Genomic DNA, 17,061 nt, shown 5'->3' on the forward strand with positions numbered 1-17,061 from the left:
AAACTTAGTCAATATTTTCCTTAAAGTCATCAAAACTCCCCAAGTAACATAGATAATCATTTAAGAATTTTTGTTGAGCCTCGTTATATCGAAGAAGTTTGTTAAGTTTACGAATATACTTACTTTCGCTCCAATCCTTATGTTTTATATATCTTTTCTTACCTAACCTGCAAAATTTATGTGGAAAAATAATCATAGAAAGCATAGATTCTAATTCAGATCTAGATAACTTATTTATACTATTATAAGCTTCTATCATTGTTTTAGCTTTTTCAAAGTCCCACTGATACTCTTTTTTAAACATAAGCCTTCGTATAAATTTACTTAAATCGTTTATATGAAGATCTATTAATATATTATCTAAATTTACTATATAATAAGTATCGTCCTTTTTTATTATATTTTGATAGTAAAAACTATCATGACAAACAAATTTTTGTTCATTAGCTTTTTTAGATAGTGCATAATAATCAGAGGTATTCAAAACTTGTAAACACATACTTCCCATATTATAAAAACTATCTAAGTAACTTTTATAAACTTTATCAAATTCAGATCTTAATCGTTTCTTTTCAATATGTTTTTTAATTTTGTCCAAATCGCCTAAATTTTTTTTAAATATTCTTGGCCAATTTTTTAAATTGTTTTTAATTTTTAGTACTTTTGTATCAATATATTGGCTAGATAAATGAAACCTCGCTAAAAGACGAACGCAGTTACATGCTTCCTCTATATCATTTAAGTCACATTCATCTCCATCAATCCATTCAACAACATAAAAATACATTTTTTTATGTGCTGCAAATAAATAGTTATCTTTTGTTCTAAAAAATTTAGATGTATAAGGAAAATCATTTTTATTTAATTCTTCAGCTAAATAATTGCTATTAAGAGTTTTAGTTTTATTATGTTTCACTCTTTTTAAACATACAGCTCCTATATTAGTATCTATTTTATAGCTGCTTCTTACTTTGCTAATATCTATTACGGAGAAATTATAGTTTTCTAGAACTTTTTTTATCATCGATTTTTCTTTATCAGTAAGTTCATCTACATACTGTATTAACTTCCTATCTCCCATAATTACCCTCCTATTAGTATCTATTAAATTATATTAATTATAGGAGAAATTATTACAAATAAAAAAAGGACATCTATAAGCGATGACCTTTTAAATATTGGAAACCTTAACGGATACAGGCTGTTCAAATATACCTCTTTTTACTTCTGTAGCTGTCATATTCTTAGCCTGAAATTTTTCAGTCATATAGTTACATGCATCCCATGGATTTATCTTGTCTCCACATGTAAATACATCAACAGCGGCATATCCAAGCTCAGGCCAAGTATGTATAGTAAGGTGAGATTCTGATATTATAACTACTCCACTAACTCCCATTGGACTAAATTTATGAAATGCTACTTCTCTAACTTCAGCTCCTGACTTTAGTGCAGAATCTACCATTATTCTTTCTATCATTTCTTTATTATCTAATATATCACCATCACAACCATATATTTCAGCCAAAATGTGGCGTCCTAAAGTGTTCATTCTATAAAAACTCCTCCTTGATACAGTATATTTTATAATTTATTAACAAGTAAATTTTATCAAATATACGAGAAATGTCAATATATTTCCTTGTTTTTATAAAATATTTTCATTTAAACTAGTAATTGTTCTATTTTTCTCTTAATTCCTACTATGTTTAATGGTTTTTATATTGACTTATAAAATGCGTGTACTATAATAGCATACACGCATTTTATAAAATTATACTATATTACCTATTACTTAGTTTATTTATAGTTTCATTTATAACCCAATCCGGAGTAGATGCACCAGCGGTTATTCCTATTTTTTTTATATTTTTATTATTTAACAACTCTAAAGGAATTTCTTTGAAATTTTCTATGTGAATTGTGTTGTTGCAATTTTTAGTACATATTTCATATAGTTTAGTTGTATTTGAGCTATTTTTACCTCCTATTACTATCATACAGTCTACATGTTCTGATAGATCATAAGCAGCCTTTTGCCTTACTTCAGTGGCGCTGCATATGGTATTAAAGGCAACTATTTCTTTACTAAACTTAACTACCTTTTCAAGTACATTTTCCCAACGAGATTGTTTTTCAGTAGTTTGAGAAACTACGCATATTTTTCTTGGAAGATGCTGTAGTTCATCACTATCATTTGTAATTATAGCGGAATTATTACACCATCCATTTATACCTATAACTTCAGGATGATTTTTATCCCCTACTATTAATATAGAGTATCCAGAATCATAGTACTTTTTTACCTTCTGTTGTATATTAGAAACATATGTACAGGTAGCATCTATTGTAATAACTTCTTTTTCCTTGAGTTTATTAAATATTTCAAGTGGAATACCATGTGAACGTATTATTACTATATCATCCTTTTTTAAATTTTCTATATCTTCTATTTCTATAGGGAATATATTTAATGTTTTTAAGTAACTTACAACATCATTATTATGAATTAATGGGCCTAATGTATATATTTTTTTGTTGTATTTTTCTTGAACACTTACGGCCATGTCAACGGCTCTTTTAACTCCATAGCAAAAGCCTGCGTTTTTTGAAAGTATAACTTCCACAATATATCACCTTTCTTTATCTTTTAAAGTATTTAATATTATATTAGAAATTTTCTCAACTACTTCATCTATAGTCAAATATGAAGTATCTATTTCAATAGCATCTTCTGCTTTTCTTAAAGGAGTTACATCTCTATTAGAATCTATATAATCCCTTTTTATAATATCACTGAGAATTTCATCATATTTTACAGTTATATTCTTAGCTAAGAGCTCTTCATATCTTCTTTTAGCACGCAGCTCTGGAGATGCAACAAGATAAAACTTAAAAGGAGCATCCTTTAAAACTACAGTACCAATGTCTCGGCCATCCATGATAACATCATACTTTTCAGACATTTTTTGCTGCTGTTTAACTAAAAGAGTTCTTACCTCTGAAATAGCTGCATATAGGGATACACTATTGCTTATTTCTGGAGTTCTAATAGCTTCACTTACATCATTATTATTTAAGATAAGTCTATTATTTTCAAAATGCATGTTTGTATTTTCAAGTAATGTACATAATGCTGATATATTATCTGGAGATATATCATTTGTTTTGGCCAGTAAAGTTACTGCACGATACATTGCACCTGTATCTATATACATTAAGTTAAATTTAGTTGCGAGTATTTTTGCAATGGTACTCTTCCCTGCCCCTGCAGGACCATCAATTGCTATAGCTACTTTCAATTGCAAACTTCCTTTCTTTTTTACTTTTAATTTATATATTCTATAGTAAGAACGATTTTCCTTTATTTAGGTAAGCGTTTTTATTCTATAGTAATAGACATGCTATACATTATTTATCACCTATCATTTTACCTGCTAAATAGCCTGTGGAAAATGCTATTTGTATATTATATCCTCCTGTATAGGCATCTACATCTATCACTTCTCCTGCAAAGTATAAGTTATCTACTAATTTAGATTTCATTGTAGAAGGGTCTATCTCTTTTACATTTACTCCTCCAGCAGTTACTATTGCTTCTGCTAAAGGCCTTAACCCTTTTATGTTAGATGTTAGATTTTTGATTAAATAAACTAATGATTTTCTTTCTTCTTTTGTTATTGAATTTACTTTTTTATCTTCGGGTATAGAAGATAGTTTTATAATTATACTTATTAACTTTTTAGGTAATAAATCATCTAAGGAATTTTTAAAATCTTTATTTATATATTTAGTAAAATCCTTTTGTATTCTCTTATCAAGCTCTTCTTCAGACAAAGCTGGTTTTAAATCTATTACAGCTTGCATAGATGAATTTGATTCCACAAACCGACTGCTGCTTAACACTATTGGCCCTGAAATGCCAAAATGAGTAAATAACATTTCTCCAAACTCTTTATATACAACTTTAGTACCTTTTTTAATTTTTACTTCTACATTTTTAAGAGACAATCCCTGAAGTTCTTTAACCCATTCATCTTCAAGTTCTATAGGGACTAATGAAGGCTTCAATGGTACTATCTTATGACCTGCTTTTTTTGCAAAATTGAATCCTTCGCCGCTTGATCCAGTTTGAGGGTATGAAGCACCACCTGTAGCTAATATAAAATAGTCACCTTTAATATGAGAATCATCCTGTAAAACTAATTCCGCAATTTTACCTTCATCTAGTATTACATCCTTCACCTTAGCATTTAATTTCACATTAACATTTCTTTTAATAAGTTCTTGTTCTAAACCTCTTATTATGTCAGAAGACTTATCAGATTCAGGAAAAACTCTATCGCCTCTTTCTACTTTCAGTTTTACCCCTAGGCTTTCAAAAAAATTCATTACATTTTCGTTTGTATATGTATAAAGTGAACTATACAAAAATTCAGGATTACCAGGAATATAATCAAAAAATTCACCTATGTCCTTAGCATTAGTAACATTACATCTTCCTTTTCCAGTTATGAAAAGTTTTTTACCTAGTTTTTCATTCTTTTCTATTAAAATAACATCATGGTTTTCAGCTGCAGTAATTGCACTCATTATACCTGCAGGCCCACCACCTATAACAATAACCTTTGACACTTGCAAAACCTCCTATAATTAAGAAAACGAACCATTAAAGGTTCGCTCTCATTTATTCTGATCTCTTTTCTTTATAAGCATAAACTTCATAGTCTTCCCAAATTTTTTCTAGTTTTTCAAAAGTAGAAGATATCTTATCCTTTTCTCTAAGGCCTACTGCAATTATAAGTGCATTTATTACACTTAGAGGAGCTACTAGAGAATCTACAAATGAAGCCATATTGCTTTGAGCAATTAAGGTATAATCTGCTCTTGCTGCTAAAGGGGATAATAAACTATCAGTAATAGCTACCACATTAGCATATTTACCTTTTGCATAATCTAAAGCTTCTATAGTGCGAGCTGCATATCTTGGGAACCCAATTCCTATAACTAAATCTTCTTCATTTATATTTAGCATATGTTCAAATATATCACTAACTCCAAAGCCAATAACCTTTACATTATCTAATATAAGGTTTAAGTAAAATCCTAAAAATTCAGCCATAGCGGTAGAGCTTCTAAGACCTACAATATATATCTTTCTGGCTCTAAATATGCTATTTACTACATCATCAAAGGTTTTATGATTTATTTTTTCTAAAGTAGATCTTATATTTTCCATATCTGATTTCAAAACACTTTTCAATGCAGACTCTTGACTTATAAAATCATTAGAAAGTTCAATTCTTTGAACAGTAGTTAATTTATTCTTAATTAATTCCTGCAGCGCTTTTTGAAGTTTTGGATATCCACTAAAGCCTAACTCGTTGGCAAATCTTACTACGGTAGACTCACTAACCCCAACACTAACTCCAAGTTTTGCAGCAGTCATAAAAGCAGCTTTATCATAGTGCTTTAATATATATTCAGCTATAAGCTTTTGACCTTTACTAAGTCTTGGGAATCTACTTTGAATAATTCTCATTAAATCCTGTTTTCCAACATCCATATTAATTCAATCCTTTCTCCACATCCCCTAAAATATTGCAACATTTATTTCATTTTACCATCTAATGAACACATAATCAATATATCTTTCAATTTCTGCTAAGATTCTTTATATATGGAGAGTATATCTTTACCTTCTTTTTCTGTTAATCCAAAGACTAAATTCATATTACTTAAATTTTTATTAAGAAAGTCTACTATTTTATACATGTCATCATAATGATTTAATTCCTTCACGGCGATTAATTGTAATTCATTTTTCATAAGCATCCTCCTATTATTCCTTAAGATATTTTACTTCATCATCCGTCAAAAATCTCCAATGCCCCTTTTCTAGATTATCAAGTTTGATATTTCCAATAGCTACTCTTTTTAATTTTAACACAGGGTGACCTATTTTTTCACACATTTTTCTTATTTGCCTATTTTTCCCCTCGTGTATTGTTATTAATACCTCAGTATTATTATTTTCCATCTTTAGTACTTTTATATCTGATGGAGCAGTAATATATCCACCAATATCAATCCCACTTTTAAATTTATTTAGTTTTGATTCATCAGGACACCCTTTAATTACTGCAATATATCTTTTATTTTTTTCTACTCTTGGATGCATTATATTATTATAGATATCGCCATCATTAGTAAGAAGTATAAGTCCTGATGTATCATAGTCAAGTCTACCTATTGGATATATTCTTTCATCTACCTTTACTAAATCTAATAGTGTTTTTCTTCCTCTATCATCTTTAACAGTTGAAAGATATCCTTCAGGTTTATTTAAAGCTATATATAGCTTTTTTTCCTCGGGCTTGATAAGTTTATCATTGACTATAACAGTATCTCTTAAAGGATCTATCTTTGCTCCTAATTCTTTTACTACCTCATCATTTACTTTAACTTTCCCACTTAGTATTATTTCTTCACATTTTCTTCTTGAAGCTATACCGCATCTAGCCATAAACTTTTGTAATCTTTCCATGTATTTTATTTCGCTCCTTTATCCTAGAGTAACATCCATAATCATCATTATTATAAATCCTATTAATAGTCCATAGGTTGCTATTCTCTCATAGCCATGTTCGTGAGTCTCAGGTATTATTTCATCACTTATTACAAATAGCATTGCTCCTGCAGCTAGGGCTAATATAAAAGGAAGTATAGGTTGTGCTATGCTTACTAAAGACACACCTATAACTCCTCCAACAGGTTCAACTAGACCCGTAAGAAGTGCTATTAAAAAAGCTTTTTTAGCGGAGTAGTTTTCTCTTATCAAGGCCAAACCTACTGCAAGGCCTTCAGGCATATTTTGTAGTGCGATTCCTATAGCAAGAGATATTCCGTCATTTATATTATTACCACCAAATCCAACTCCTACTGCTAATCCTTCAGGAAAATTGTGTATCGTTATGGCAATGATAAACAGCCATACTTTTGTTAGATTAGACGCTCTCCCTTCAGACTTTTTATTAAATAAATAATGCTGATGGGGTGCATACTTATCTATTAAATCCAGCATTATTCCTCCACTTAATATTCCAGCAGATGTTATAAGCACTGCTTTTATATTGCCGCCCCCATAGTTAATCGAAGGAATTATAAGGCTAAAACATGTAGCGGCAAGCATGACTCCTGCAGCAAATCCAAGCATTGCATCTAAATACTTATGAGATACCTTTTTGGTAAAAAATATAGGTAGGGCTCCTATACCTGTTGCTAAACCTGTAAATATGCTAGCTAAAGTACCAACTAATATATTTGACATTAATGCATCCTCCTACTAATTACTTCATAAAATAACCAATATTTATTATAATACATTTATATACAACTAAACAATAAATGTTAAAGCTCAGCACAAATTAATTATGCTGAGCTTTTAATACTTATATTATTGTGGAAGTAATAAGAACCTTAGTACAAATAATACAGCCAATATATATATTATAGGATGTACATCTTTATGCTTGCCTGTAGCTACTTTCATGATTGGATAAAATATTATTCCAGCAGCTATTCCATTAGCAATACTATAACTAAATGGCATAATAGCTATTGTAAAGAAAGCAGGCACTGCCTCTGTAAAGTCATCAAAGTTAATTTCTTTAACAGAGCTCATCATAAGTACTCCTACTATTACTAGTGCTGGAGCAGTTGCCTCAGATGGAACTATACCTACTAAACTACCTAAAAATAATGCAAGTATAAAGAGAATCCCTGTAACAACAGAAGTAAGTCCTGTTCGTCCACCTTCTGCAATTCCTGCAGTGGATTCTACATAAGTTGCAGTAGTGGTAGTCCCAAACATTGCGCTTATAGTTGTAGATATAGCATCAGTTAAAAGCGCTTTTTTCATATTTTTAATTTTACCGTCTTCTTCAATCATATTTGCCTTTTGAGCAGTTCCCACAAGTGTTCCTATAGTATCAAAAAGATCTACTAAACTAAATGTTAATACTACCATAAATATACTTATAAATGCGCCTAGAACTCCTGTTCCATCATGATGCATAAGTCCCTTAAAGTCAAATGCCATAAATACAGGTCCCGGATTTGCGGGCATACTTAAAAAACTTATATCTTTTATATTTGTGATTCCCATAGGTATTCCTATTATAGTAGTAATAATTATAGATAATAGCATTGCACCTTTTATATTTCTTGCCATTAAAACTGCCATTAAGATAATTCCTATTAAGGTTAATACTGTACTAGGATTTGTAAAGCTTCCGAAACCTACAAGAGTAGATGGGTTAGCAATTATTATACTACCACTTTTCAATCCTATTAACGCTATGAAAAGTCCTATACCACCAGTAATAGCTATTTTTAAATTTTCAGGTAGTGCTTCCACAATTTTTTCTCTTATGGAAGTAATAGTTATTAAAATAAAAAGTAGTCCTGAAAGAAATACTGCAGCTAACGCTTGCTGCCAAGTATAACCTAGTGTTAAACATACACTATAAGTAAAGAATGCTGTAAGTCCTATACCAGGGGCAACAGCAAAAGGTAAATTAGCATATAATCCCATAAGAATTGTGCCAATAGCTGAAGTAATACACATGCCTACAAATGCAGCTGCAATAACAGGATCATTTGCAGTAGAAAGAGCGGCAGCCTTGTCCCCTATTAACCCTAATGAGTTCATTCCTGAAAACTTCAATATATTAGGAATAACTAAAAGAGCATAGGCCATAGTAACAAAAGTAGTAAATCCTGCAAGAACTTCAGTCTTTACATCAGTTTTATTTTGAGATAACTTAAAAATTGACTCAAATAATGATTTTTTATTGCTGTTTGAATAAATATTATTCATAATAAACCTCCTAAATTTTAGTATATTAAAATAAAAAAGCTGGTAAGGGATTTTGAGTAAACCCGTTACCAGCATATATTGGTTCATTTAATAAATTTAAAACCAGATGCAACAGATTCACCCATAGCAGGAAATTTGTGGTCTCCCGTAGAAACTTCTGAACCGTATTATCAGAATTATATGGATGATATTATTCAATTTTTATTAATAATAACAGGAAAATTGCAAATGGTCAAGGTTTTTTTGGATTTATATTCACATCTACTCTATTTTCAATACTTTCATTAAGCCTTGAATCTAAATTATAAAATAAGCCACGATTACTTCGAGTATTTTTATATTCTTCATTTGCACTGCCCTTCTTTTGTTCAGTTAAAAGATGATTTAATCTTGTATGCTGCAGAGTTTCTATAGTGGGATCTTGTCTATTATGAAGATTATAATTTACTTTTTCAGTATTTAAACTTGGATCTAATCTATCATTTAATTGAAAGCCGTTTTGCGATATTGCCTCTCCAACATCTTTATTTATATCATCATAAGCAATAATAGGATCATCAGTATCGTCAAATATTGGAGTTTTAACACCTTTATTTATAGTTCGACTGCTTTCATAAGGCATTTTATAGGTGCCTGGTATAGTATCTGGTCCTAAGTCGGCAATATTTGCGTTCATCTTGCTATTTAAACCACCAGTATACATATAAGGATCTCCAGTTATAGTATTTATAGCTTCACGAGCTACAGAAGGATTTATTCTATCATTCTCTACTGTCATATCTAAAGGTATTGTATGAGAATCCTCTCCTAAAGGTTGATTTGTGTCTCCATAAGGGTCTATATTATGTTCTTTAGAAGCAAATAATAATGGATCCGTAGTGTCTTGATATGCTCCCCAATTAGTAGATACACTTTTATTGTTTTTTAATACTTTTTTATAGTGCTTATTCATTTGTTACCCTCCTTTGTATAAGTTTTATAGTAAATTTGATTTGTGGATAACATTTTTTGTATATACATAATAAATATTATGTATACTTATTTATCCAATAATACTATTTAATATTATTCTTATAAAAATTAATCATTTTATTCAAAAACTTTATAGCTTCTATAGGATACTTACCAATTGATACTTCGCTTGCAAGTAAAAAGCCCTTGACTCCTTTATCAAGAAAATTATATATATCATTTACTTCACTTATATTGGGAGTAGATGAATTTTTCATTGAATTTAATATATAAGTTGCTATTATTACGTCCTTCTTTTCTAGTGCTGCCTCCTTAATAATCCTTTCTTGAAGTAACGGTATTTTAATTATATCCACTTCACTTATTAAGTCTCCTCTGCCTATTAACACGCCATCAGTTGCTTTTAATATATCTTTACTATTCTTAATACCTTCTTCTTCTTCTAATTTAGCCCAAATTAATGTATTAAGGTTCGATTTGGTCTTGTGGACTTTTATAAAGTTTTTTAATTCCACAATTTGCTCTGCTACCGAGCAATATGATAGGCATATTATATCTACCTTATTAGTTAATGCCCATTTTATATCTTCTTTATCTTTATAGTTTAATTTTAAATGTTTTCTTTTAACCCCTGGAATGTTTATACCCTTTTCTCTTCTTAGTATTCCACCTTTTCTTACTATAGTATGCAATATAGAATTTTTATTTTGTATAATATCAAATTCCATGGTTCCATCCTTCATCAAAAGCTTTTTGCCACTAAAATTTTCGATGGAGATACCATTAAAGTTTAATGGTATTAAAGGAATCATATCTCTATGTCTATCGTTTTTTACAAACAAATTAGTCCGTTCATTATAGAAATCTACCTTTTGATCTGGATAAACTTTTATTTCAAATTTAAACTTATCACTTATACGTATTTTACTTCCCTGTATATCACCCATAATAAGTATATGAGGATAATTTGATTTAACATATTTAATTAAACTCTCAGAATTTTTATAATCTATATGAGAAAAATTAAATCTTAATACATTTGCTCCATGTTCTATAATATTTATTATACTATCAATATTGTTTACCCTAGGTCCAATAGATGCTATTACATACATTTTGTCATACCTCCTTGAATGACTTATAGAAAATTTTAGATTACTATAAGCAATTATATTTCTTTTTATATTATTATAAACCAAATGCTATATTTAAAAAAGTTTACTTTTGTTCGTTAACATAATTGTTAATATATATGCAATAAATTCATTATCATAATTACACTAATGGAATATAATAAATTAAGACTAGTAGTCCTATCTACGACAATAAACATATTATAAAAAGGAGGGATAGGATATGAGTCACAAGCATAAACACAAAGATTGTTGTTGTGAATATGAATATGTTAAGAAGTCAAGCTGCTGTTGTAATCAAAGCCATCAATGTAGCCAAGGTTGTGGATGCAATCAATGTTGCGGAAACAACTCATTTTTAGGAAACAACAATAGTTATTTATTACCTTTAGTTTTAGTAGCTTTGTTTTGTAAAAAATGCTAAAGCTTATTAGGAGCAGTAGTTACATACTGCTCTTTTTTATTCCAATTTATTCAATATATAGGTAATATATGTTATAATATATATTATTTAATGTTATATTGGGCAAAGTATAAAAGGGGGCCAAAATCATGGGAGAAAAGTATTGCTGTGATGCTTTAAGTGATGATTCAATTATTAATGTTTCTAACTTTATATACCCTAAAATTAAAGATAAAAAAAAGATATTAATACTTTGTATAGGTACTGATAATTGCTTAGGAGATTCTTTTGGTCCCCTAACCGGTACACTTCTAAAGGAAAACAATTGCTCTTATGATGTACTAGGAGATCTTGAAAACATTATTGACTTAGGTTTTATTAAATCTAATAATGATATAATTAAAAATAAGTACAAAGATCATTTTATAATTGCATTAGATGCCTGTTTAGGAGATAAAAAAAGTATTGGGAAATTTATAATAGAAGATACTCCGTTAATTCCTGCTTCTGCCTTATGTGATAGTACATTTTGCATGGGAAATGTATCTATTAAAGCTGTTGTAAATAAATATCATAATATAAAATATGCTAATTTATACATGCTTCAACAAACAAGATTATTTTATGTATATTCTATGGCTAACAATTTAGCAAAATCTCTATTAAGGGCATATAACCTAACCAATACATTTACAAAATTACATTGCGATAATAATGAAATGACGCTATAAAAAAATAAGAGGATAGAAATTTCTATCCTCTTATAATATTCTTCTCTTTTTTAATAAATTTGTTAGCATAAGTGCTATAATCCCTCCTAAAAGTGCAGTAATAAGCTGAAGAGTTCCCATGCTAATTATTAACTTGTCTGCAACCTTTTTTGGAATACCTAAGTTAAATATAGTTATAAGTTTAGATGATGCTAAAGATAGGAAGCCAAATTTTAATAACGAACTTATTATCACTCCAAAAATACCAGCTTTATCCCCCATTTTATTTATAATAGAAAACGCTACTACAAATATAATGTTACCCATCATTATAAAAGGTACAAAAGGACCAAAGGGTGCCGGTAATTGCCCAATAGACCATGCTAAAAGAGGTGTTAGTCCTCCTACTAGTATTCCCCATTGCATTCCTGAGCTTATGGCTGCAATTATAAGTACAGCATTTACTATAGACCCAACGAATAATTGACTTATTTGAGGAAAACTTCTTCCTATAGCTTGCGCTGCAATAGCTAAAGCTAATAATAAAGATGATCTTACTAATTTTTGCACTGTATTCATTTATATTCCCCTTATAAAATTATTTTTTTGTCATAGCTGACTTTACATTTACGCCTTTTATTTTACCAATTTTACCTGTCATGGCACTTATTTCATCTGATGTACCATCTACTATAAGTGAAATAACACTGATTCCTCTTTCTCTATAAGGAATACCTAACCTTCCAACTATTATAGATGAGAACTCATGTAATGTACTATTAACCTTTTCTGCACTTTCAAGCTCCTCTACAACTATCCCTACTACACCTATTCTTTTATCCATATCTTTCCTCCTTTGCATAATAAAAAAACCTTCTAGTAAAGCCCTAGAAGGTTTAAATACACTATTCATGTCTTTCCCCCTTTTGCTTAGTATTTCCTTGCAATTAGGCCTATTAAAATATATTATCTCTTTTGCTCGTTTAAATTACCAACAAAAGGGATATATCTTATTATACTTTTTTATCACTTTTAAGTCAATTTATAAAGATTTTATTTTTAATATTATATTAAAAACGACTTTATCTTATGATATAAAAGGTTAAATATATCTTAATTGAAAATTATGGTTTAATAAAAATGGTGTTTAGTGAAATACTAATTATAAATTATATAATGAAAGTAGTTGATTAGAATGATTAAACTTAAAAAAACTAGAGTATATACACTATGTTTCATTATAGTGTTTGTAGCTATAATTAGCACTAAGCTTCAAGATTTAAATGTATTATATGCAAAGGATAAATCAAATCCTCTAACCACATACGATGCTGGTGATCCAAATTATAATAAAACTGTATATCTTACTTTTGATGATGGTCCTACTTATATAATTACCGATAAGCTATTAGATGTTTTAAAAGAAAATAATGTAAAGGCTACATTCTTTGTAGTAGGCAAAGAAATTGAAGGACGAGAAGATATACTGAAAAGAATACACAATGAAGGCCATAGTATAGGGCTTCATACTTACTCTCATAATTTTAAAAGTATATATTCTAGTAAAGAAATATTTATAGAAGAAATGGAAAAAGTGCGTAGTAAAGTTAAGGATATTATTAATGTTTCACCTTCCGTAATAAGATTTCCAGGAGGAAGTTCTAATCATCTTACTCAAGATTTTTTGGTAAGTTTACATGAGCATAATTTTAAAGTTTATGATTGGAATGTAGACCTTTCAGATGGGGTAAATCCAAACTTAACCACTAATAAACTTGTTCAAAATGCAAAAAAATACAAGCAAAGCTATAGCAGACTTATAGTACTGCTTCATTGTAATTCTAATAATAAAAACACTGTAAAAGCTCTTCCACACATAATAAGATATTATAAAGGGTTAGGATATGAATTCAAAGTAATAGATAACAATACAGAAGAATATTATTATAAGCTAAAAAAATAGAGCATGTCATCGAGCATGCTCTATTTTTTAAACTTTATTATTTACTCATTAACTTTTCAACCTTTTCAACTACGTTTTCTACGGTAAATCCAAATTCTCTAAATAGTATTTCTGCTGGAGCAGAAGCACCAAATGTATCAATTGAAATTATTTCTCCATCTAATCCAACATATTTATGCCAACCAAATGAGGAAGCTGCTTCAACTGCTACTCTTTTTCTTATATTCATTGGAAGAATCTTTTCCTTATACTCTTCTCCTTGTGCTTCAAATACTTCTAAAGAAGGCATACTTACTACTCTAGCATCAATTCCTTTTTCTTTTAATACTTTTGATGCTTCATATATTAACTCTACTTCAGAACCTGTAGCCATAAGTATTACATCAGGAGTACCTTTTTCAGAATCCTTAAGTATATAAGCACCCTTTAAAGCTTCCTTACCTGTTTCATCGTATAAAGGAAGGTTTTGTCTTGTTAACACTAATGCTGTTGGACCTTCTTCATGAGTTATTGCATGATACCATGCTGCAGCAGTTTCCTTAGAATCTGCTGGTCTGTATACTGTCATATTAGGTATACTTCTAAGTGCAGCTAATTGTTCTATAGGTTCATGAGTAGGACCATCTTCCCCTACTCCTATACTATCATGAGTAAGAACATAAGTTACAGGAAGTCCCATAAGGGCTGATAATCTCATAGATGCTTTCATATAATCTGAGAACACAAAGAATGTTGATACAAATGTTTTAAGTCCTCCATGAAGTGCAATACCATTACCTATCGCAGCCATAGCATGTTCTCTAACTCCATAATGTAAATTTGCTCCGCTTCTATCTTCCTTTGAAAAATCGCCTTTATCTTTCATGTAAGTTTTATTGGATGGAGCAAGGTCTGCAGAACCTCCAATTAAGTTAGGAATAACTTTAGTTAATCTATTTATTAGTTCTCCTGAAGATGCACGTGTTGCCATCTTCTTTTCAAAGCTCCAAAATGACTCATCATTTAATAAATCTACGTTTAATTGGTTACCAAACCATAAATCCCATTCTTTAGCAAGTTCAGGATAGTTTTCATCATATTTCTTCTTTAATTCATTCCAATTTCCTTCTTCTTTTGAAAAATCATTTTGAAGATTTCCCATGTGGTCTCTGACTTCATCTGGAACATAAAATTCATCTTTATAAGCCCATTTTAAGAATTCCTTTGAAGCTCCTATATTCTCTAATCCCAATGGTTCACCATGAGCAGAAGACTTACCTTGCTTTGCTGGACATCCGTATCCAATATGTGTTTTCACTATGATAAGTGAAGGTTTGTTTTCCTCATTCTTAGCTTCTTTAATTGCCTTATCTATAGCTTCTATATCGTTTCCATCTTCTACATTAATAACTTGCCAATTGTAAGCTTCGAATCTCTTACCTACATTTTCTCTGAAGGCTATATCTGTATGTCCTTCTATAGATATATTATTTGAATCATATAATGCAATAAGTTTTCCAAGACCTAAAGTTCCTGCAAGAGATGCTGCTTCTGAAGTAATACCTTCCATTAGGCATCCATCTCCTACAAGTGTATATGTATAATGATTTATCATTTTAAAATCAGGTTTATTAAATTTTTCAGCTAAATAACTTTCACTTATAGCCATACCTACTGCATTGCAGAATCCCTGTCCAAGTGGTCCTGTAGTAGTTTCTACTCCAACAGTATGCTTATATTCAGGGTGACCTGGTGTTTTACTTCCCCACTGTCTAAAGTTTTTAAGATCTTCAATTGTTAGTCCATATCCAAACAAATGAAGTAATGAGTATATGAGCATTGAACCATGTCCTGCTGATAGTACAAATCTATCTCTATCTATCCAATTAGGGTTTTTAGGATTATGCTTCATATTTTTTGACCATAATGCATATGCCATAGGTGCTGCACCTAATGGTAATCCTGGGTGGCCAGAATTAGCTTTCTCTATAGCTTCTGCAGATAAAAATCTTATAGTATTTACAGCTAAATTGTCTACATTATTCATGTAATCATCACCTTCCTAACTTATTCTATTATATTATAAACTAAAACTATAGTTTTTCAAATTAAATATAGAATTTTTTTGTATTATATAGAATCTTTTCTAAAGCCTTTTCCTTCCACTTCAGCTACATCCAATATAGAAATAAATGAATTTTCATCTATTTCTTTTACCATTTGTTTTAAAAGCGGCACTTGAGAAAGTTGTACTACACAGTATAATACTTTCCTTTCAAGATTAGTATATGCACCTTCTCCATACAAAAAGGTAACGCCTCTACCTAAACTTTGCATTATAGCTTCACTAACTTCTTTTTCTTTTTCAGTTATTATAAAAATTAACTTATTTTTTCTGTCGAAGCCTTTAATAACCATATCTATCATATAAGCTGTTATATATATAGATACTAATGTATACAATGCACTAGTAATTCCGAATATAAACGCACCTATTAGAACTATTACAGCATTTACTATAAAACTAGTAGTCCCTATATTAAAGTTCTCATTTTTTCTTTTTAAAACTGAAGATATTATGTCAAGTCCTCCAGTAGAACCATAATAAGTGAAAGCTATACCTACTCCTACTCCATTTAATATTCCACCATACAGGGATAACAGCAAAGTATCATCTATAGAAATTATATTTTGTAGTGAATTTGTTACTATAAGCATTACAGAAAAGGAAATAGTAGCTATGATAGTATACAAGGTAAACCTTAAATCCATTTTTTTGTAGCTTAAATAAAGAAGAGGTATATTTATTGCAAGAGTAGAATATCCTGCTGGTATATTAAATACATATTGTAATATAAGAGCTATACCTGAAACTCCTCCACTCAAAAGATTAGCATTTACTATAAATAAATTAATACCTAAAGCTGATATTAACGTACCTATAATTATAAATATTAAATTTTTCAAATGCCATGCTATAGGCTTATCTATTATTTTTAAATTCATATAGTATACATCCT

19 protein-coding genes and 1 riboswitch are annotated in these 17,061 nt (G+C 29.7%); of the genes, 3 read left to right on the forward strand and 16 right to left on the reverse strand.

Features of this window, described 5'->3' with window-relative positions:
• Window positions 1-4: 4 nt before the first annotated feature.
• From DP68_RS06805 to DP68_RS06855, 12 genes are all read right to left on the reverse strand, one after another.
• A complete protein-coding gene (locus DP68_RS06805; protein ID WP_035307770.1) occupies window positions 5-1,081 on the reverse strand; it encodes a CotS family spore coat protein in 1,077 nt (358 codons plus the stop codon).
• Between the two features lie 90 nt (window positions 1,082-1,171).
• Window positions 1,172-1,552: an adenosylmethionine decarboxylase gene (gene speD / locus DP68_RS06810; RefSeq protein WP_035307771.1), complete on the reverse strand. Its 381-nt coding sequence runs from the start codon at window positions 1,550-1,552 to the stop codon at window positions 1,172-1,174.
• A gap of 232 nt (window positions 1,553-1,784) precedes the next feature.
• Window positions 1,785-2,627: a 4-hydroxy-3-methylbut-2-enyl diphosphate reductase gene (locus DP68_RS06815; RefSeq protein WP_035307773.1), complete on the reverse strand. Its 843-nt coding sequence runs from the start codon at window positions 2,625-2,627 to the stop codon at window positions 1,785-1,787.
• 6 nt (window positions 2,628-2,633) lie between these two features.
• Window positions 2,634-3,302 (reverse strand): (d)CMP kinase, encoded by a 669-nt coding sequence (gene cmk / locus DP68_RS06820; protein ID WP_035307775.1) that lies wholly within the window; start codon window positions 3,300-3,302, stop codon window positions 2,634-2,636.
• 109 nt (window positions 3,303-3,411) lie between these two features.
• Complete coding sequence (locus tag DP68_RS06825) at window positions 3,412-4,635, reverse strand: NAD(P)/FAD-dependent oxidoreductase (RefSeq protein WP_035307777.1); 1,224 nt, start codon at window positions 4,633-4,635, stop codon at window positions 3,412-3,414.
• A 52-nt stretch (window positions 4,636-4,687) separates the two neighbouring features.
• Window positions 4,688-5,566, reverse strand: a complete 879-nt coding sequence (locus DP68_RS06830; RefSeq protein ID WP_035307778.1) for a MurR/RpiR family transcriptional regulator — start codon at window positions 5,564-5,566, stop codon at window positions 4,688-4,690.
• A gap of 98 nt (window positions 5,567-5,664) precedes the next feature.
• Window positions 5,665-5,829 carry a DUF4264 family protein gene (locus DP68_RS19175; protein ID WP_081957109.1) on the reverse strand — a complete coding sequence of 55 codons (165 nt, stop codon included), beginning with the start codon at window positions 5,827-5,829 and terminating at the stop codon, window positions 5,665-5,667.
• A gap of 13 nt (window positions 5,830-5,842) precedes the next feature.
• A complete protein-coding gene (locus tag DP68_RS06835) occupies window positions 5,843-6,547 on the reverse strand; it encodes a pseudouridine synthase (RefSeq protein WP_035307780.1) in 705 nt (234 codons plus the stop codon).
• An 18-nt stretch (window positions 6,548-6,565) separates the two neighbouring features.
• On the reverse strand, window positions 6,566-7,330 hold the full coding sequence (locus tag DP68_RS06840; protein WP_035307782.1) for a ZIP family metal transporter: 765 nt from the start codon (window positions 7,328-7,330) through the stop codon (window positions 6,566-6,568).
• Between the two features lie 126 nt (window positions 7,331-7,456).
• The gene (locus DP68_RS06845; RefSeq protein WP_035307784.1) at window positions 7,457-8,881 is read right to left on the reverse strand and encodes an NCS2 family permease; all 1,425 of its coding nucleotides are present in this window, start codon (window positions 8,879-8,881) and stop codon (window positions 7,457-7,459) included.
• 104 nt (window positions 8,882-8,985) lie between these two features.
• Window positions 8,986-9,085, reverse strand: a riboswitch (purine riboswitch).
• Window positions 9,086-9,113: 28 nt separating this feature from the next.
• Window positions 9,114-9,833: a hypothetical protein gene (locus DP68_RS06850; protein WP_035307785.1), complete on the reverse strand. Its 720-nt coding sequence runs from the start codon at window positions 9,831-9,833 to the stop codon at window positions 9,114-9,116.
• A 103-nt stretch (window positions 9,834-9,936) separates the two neighbouring features.
• Complete coding sequence (locus DP68_RS06855; RefSeq protein ID WP_035307786.1) at window positions 9,937-10,968, reverse strand: pyruvate kinase; 1,032 nt, start codon at window positions 10,966-10,968, stop codon at window positions 9,937-9,939.
• Between the two features lie 241 nt (window positions 10,969-11,209).
• Between DP68_RS06855 and DP68_RS19465 the strand changes: the two genes are divergently transcribed.
• Window positions 11,210-11,410, forward strand: coding sequence for a hypothetical protein (locus DP68_RS19465; protein WP_186430133.1), 201 nt, complete (start codon window positions 11,210-11,212; stop codon window positions 11,408-11,410).
• Window positions 11,411-11,538: 128 nt separating this feature from the next.
• On the forward strand, window positions 11,539-12,120 hold the full coding sequence (gene yyaC, locus DP68_RS06860; RefSeq protein WP_052085676.1) for a spore protease YyaC: 582 nt from the start codon (window positions 11,539-11,541) through the stop codon (window positions 12,118-12,120).
• Between the two features lie 30 nt (window positions 12,121-12,150).
• Here the strand turns inward: yyaC and DP68_RS06865 are convergent, their stop codons facing one another.
• Complete coding sequence (locus DP68_RS06865; protein WP_035307788.1) at window positions 12,151-12,678, reverse strand: ECF transporter S component; 528 nt, start codon at window positions 12,676-12,678, stop codon at window positions 12,151-12,153.
• A 19-nt stretch (window positions 12,679-12,697) separates the two neighbouring features.
• Window positions 12,698-12,943 (reverse strand): TM1266 family iron-only hydrogenase system putative regulator, encoded by a 246-nt coding sequence (locus DP68_RS06870; protein WP_035307924.1) that lies wholly within the window; start codon window positions 12,941-12,943, stop codon window positions 12,698-12,700.
• 351 nt (window positions 12,944-13,294) lie between these two features.
• On the opposite strand from DP68_RS06870, the gene DP68_RS06875 reads away from it, so the two are divergent.
• The gene (locus DP68_RS06875) at window positions 13,295-14,062 is read left to right on the forward strand and encodes a polysaccharide deacetylase family protein (RefSeq protein WP_052085677.1); all 768 of its coding nucleotides are present in this window, start codon (window positions 13,295-13,297) and stop codon (window positions 14,060-14,062) included.
• A gap of 37 nt (window positions 14,063-14,099) precedes the next feature.
• Here the strand turns inward: DP68_RS06875 and tkt are convergent, their stop codons facing one another.
• Window positions 14,100-16,088 (reverse strand): transketolase, encoded by a 1,989-nt coding sequence (gene tkt, locus DP68_RS06880; RefSeq protein WP_035307790.1) that lies wholly within the window; start codon window positions 16,086-16,088, stop codon window positions 14,100-14,102.
• 83 nt (window positions 16,089-16,171) lie between these two features.
• A complete protein-coding gene (locus DP68_RS06885) occupies window positions 16,172-17,047 on the reverse strand; it encodes a YitT family protein (RefSeq protein ID WP_052085678.1) in 876 nt (291 codons plus the stop codon).
• Between the last annotated feature and the right edge of the window lie 14 nt (window positions 17,048-17,061).

Origin of the sequence: Clostridium sp. HMP27 (assembly GCF_000765165.1) — a bacterium.
In the GTDB taxonomy this organism is placed as follows: domain Bacteria; phylum Bacillota; class Clostridia; order Clostridiales; family Clostridiaceae; genus Clostridium_AK.

Bases quoted from the DNA above. Each gene is read 5' to 3' on its own strand.
- speD (WP_035307771.1), bottom strand. From the start codon at position 1,552: ATGAACACTTTAGGACGCCACATTTTGGCTGAAATATATGGTTGTGAT.
- DP68_RS06850 (WP_035307785.1), bottom strand. From the start codon at position 9,833: ATGAATAAGCACTATAAAAAAGTATTAAAAAACAATAAAAGTGTATCT.
- tkt (WP_035307790.1), bottom strand. From the start codon at position 16,088: ATGAATAATGTAGACAATTTAGCTGTAAATACTATAAGATTTTTATCT.
- DP68_RS19465 (WP_186430133.1), top strand. From the start codon at position 11,210: ATGAGTCACAAGCATAAACACAAAGATTGTTGTTGTGAATATGAATAT.
- DP68_RS06865 (WP_035307788.1), bottom strand. From the start codon at position 12,678: ATGAATACAGTGCAAAAATTAGTAAGATCATCTTTATTATTAGCTTTA.
- DP68_RS06830 (WP_035307778.1), bottom strand. From the start codon at position 5,566: ATGGATGTTGGAAAACAGGATTTAATGAGAATTATTCAAAGTAGATTC.
- DP68_RS06885 (WP_052085678.1), bottom strand. From the start codon at position 17,047: ATGAATTTAAAAATAATAGATAAGCCTATAGCATGGCATTTGAAAAAT.
- DP68_RS06845 (WP_035307784.1), bottom strand. From the start codon at position 8,881: ATGAATAATATTTATTCAAACAGCAATAAAAAATCATTATTTGAGTCA.
- DP68_RS06840 (WP_035307782.1), bottom strand. From the start codon at position 7,330: ATGTCAAATATATTAGTTGGTACTTTAGCTAGCATATTTACAGGTTTA.
- DP68_RS06835 (WP_035307780.1), bottom strand. From the start codon at position 6,547: ATGGAAAGATTACAAAAGTTTATGGCTAGATGCGGTATAGCTTCAAGA.
- DP68_RS19175 (WP_081957109.1), bottom strand. From the start codon at position 5,829: ATGAAAAATGAATTACAATTAATCGCCGTGAAGGAATTAAATCATTAT.
- DP68_RS06870 (WP_035307924.1), bottom strand. From the start codon at position 12,943: ATGGATAAAAGAATAGGTGTAGTAGGGATAGTTGTAGAGGAGCTTGAA.
- DP68_RS06805 (WP_035307770.1), bottom strand. From the start codon at position 1,081: ATGGGAGATAGGAAGTTAATACAGTATGTAGATGAACTTACTGATAAA.
- yyaC (WP_052085676.1), top strand. From the start codon at position 11,539: ATGGGAGAAAAGTATTGCTGTGATGCTTTAAGTGATGATTCAATTATT.
- DP68_RS06855 (WP_035307786.1), bottom strand. From the start codon at position 10,968: ATGTATGTAATAGCATCTATTGGACCTAGGGTAAACAATATTGATAGT.
- DP68_RS06875 (WP_052085677.1), top strand. From the start codon at position 13,295: ATGATTAAACTTAAAAAAACTAGAGTATATACACTATGTTTCATTATA.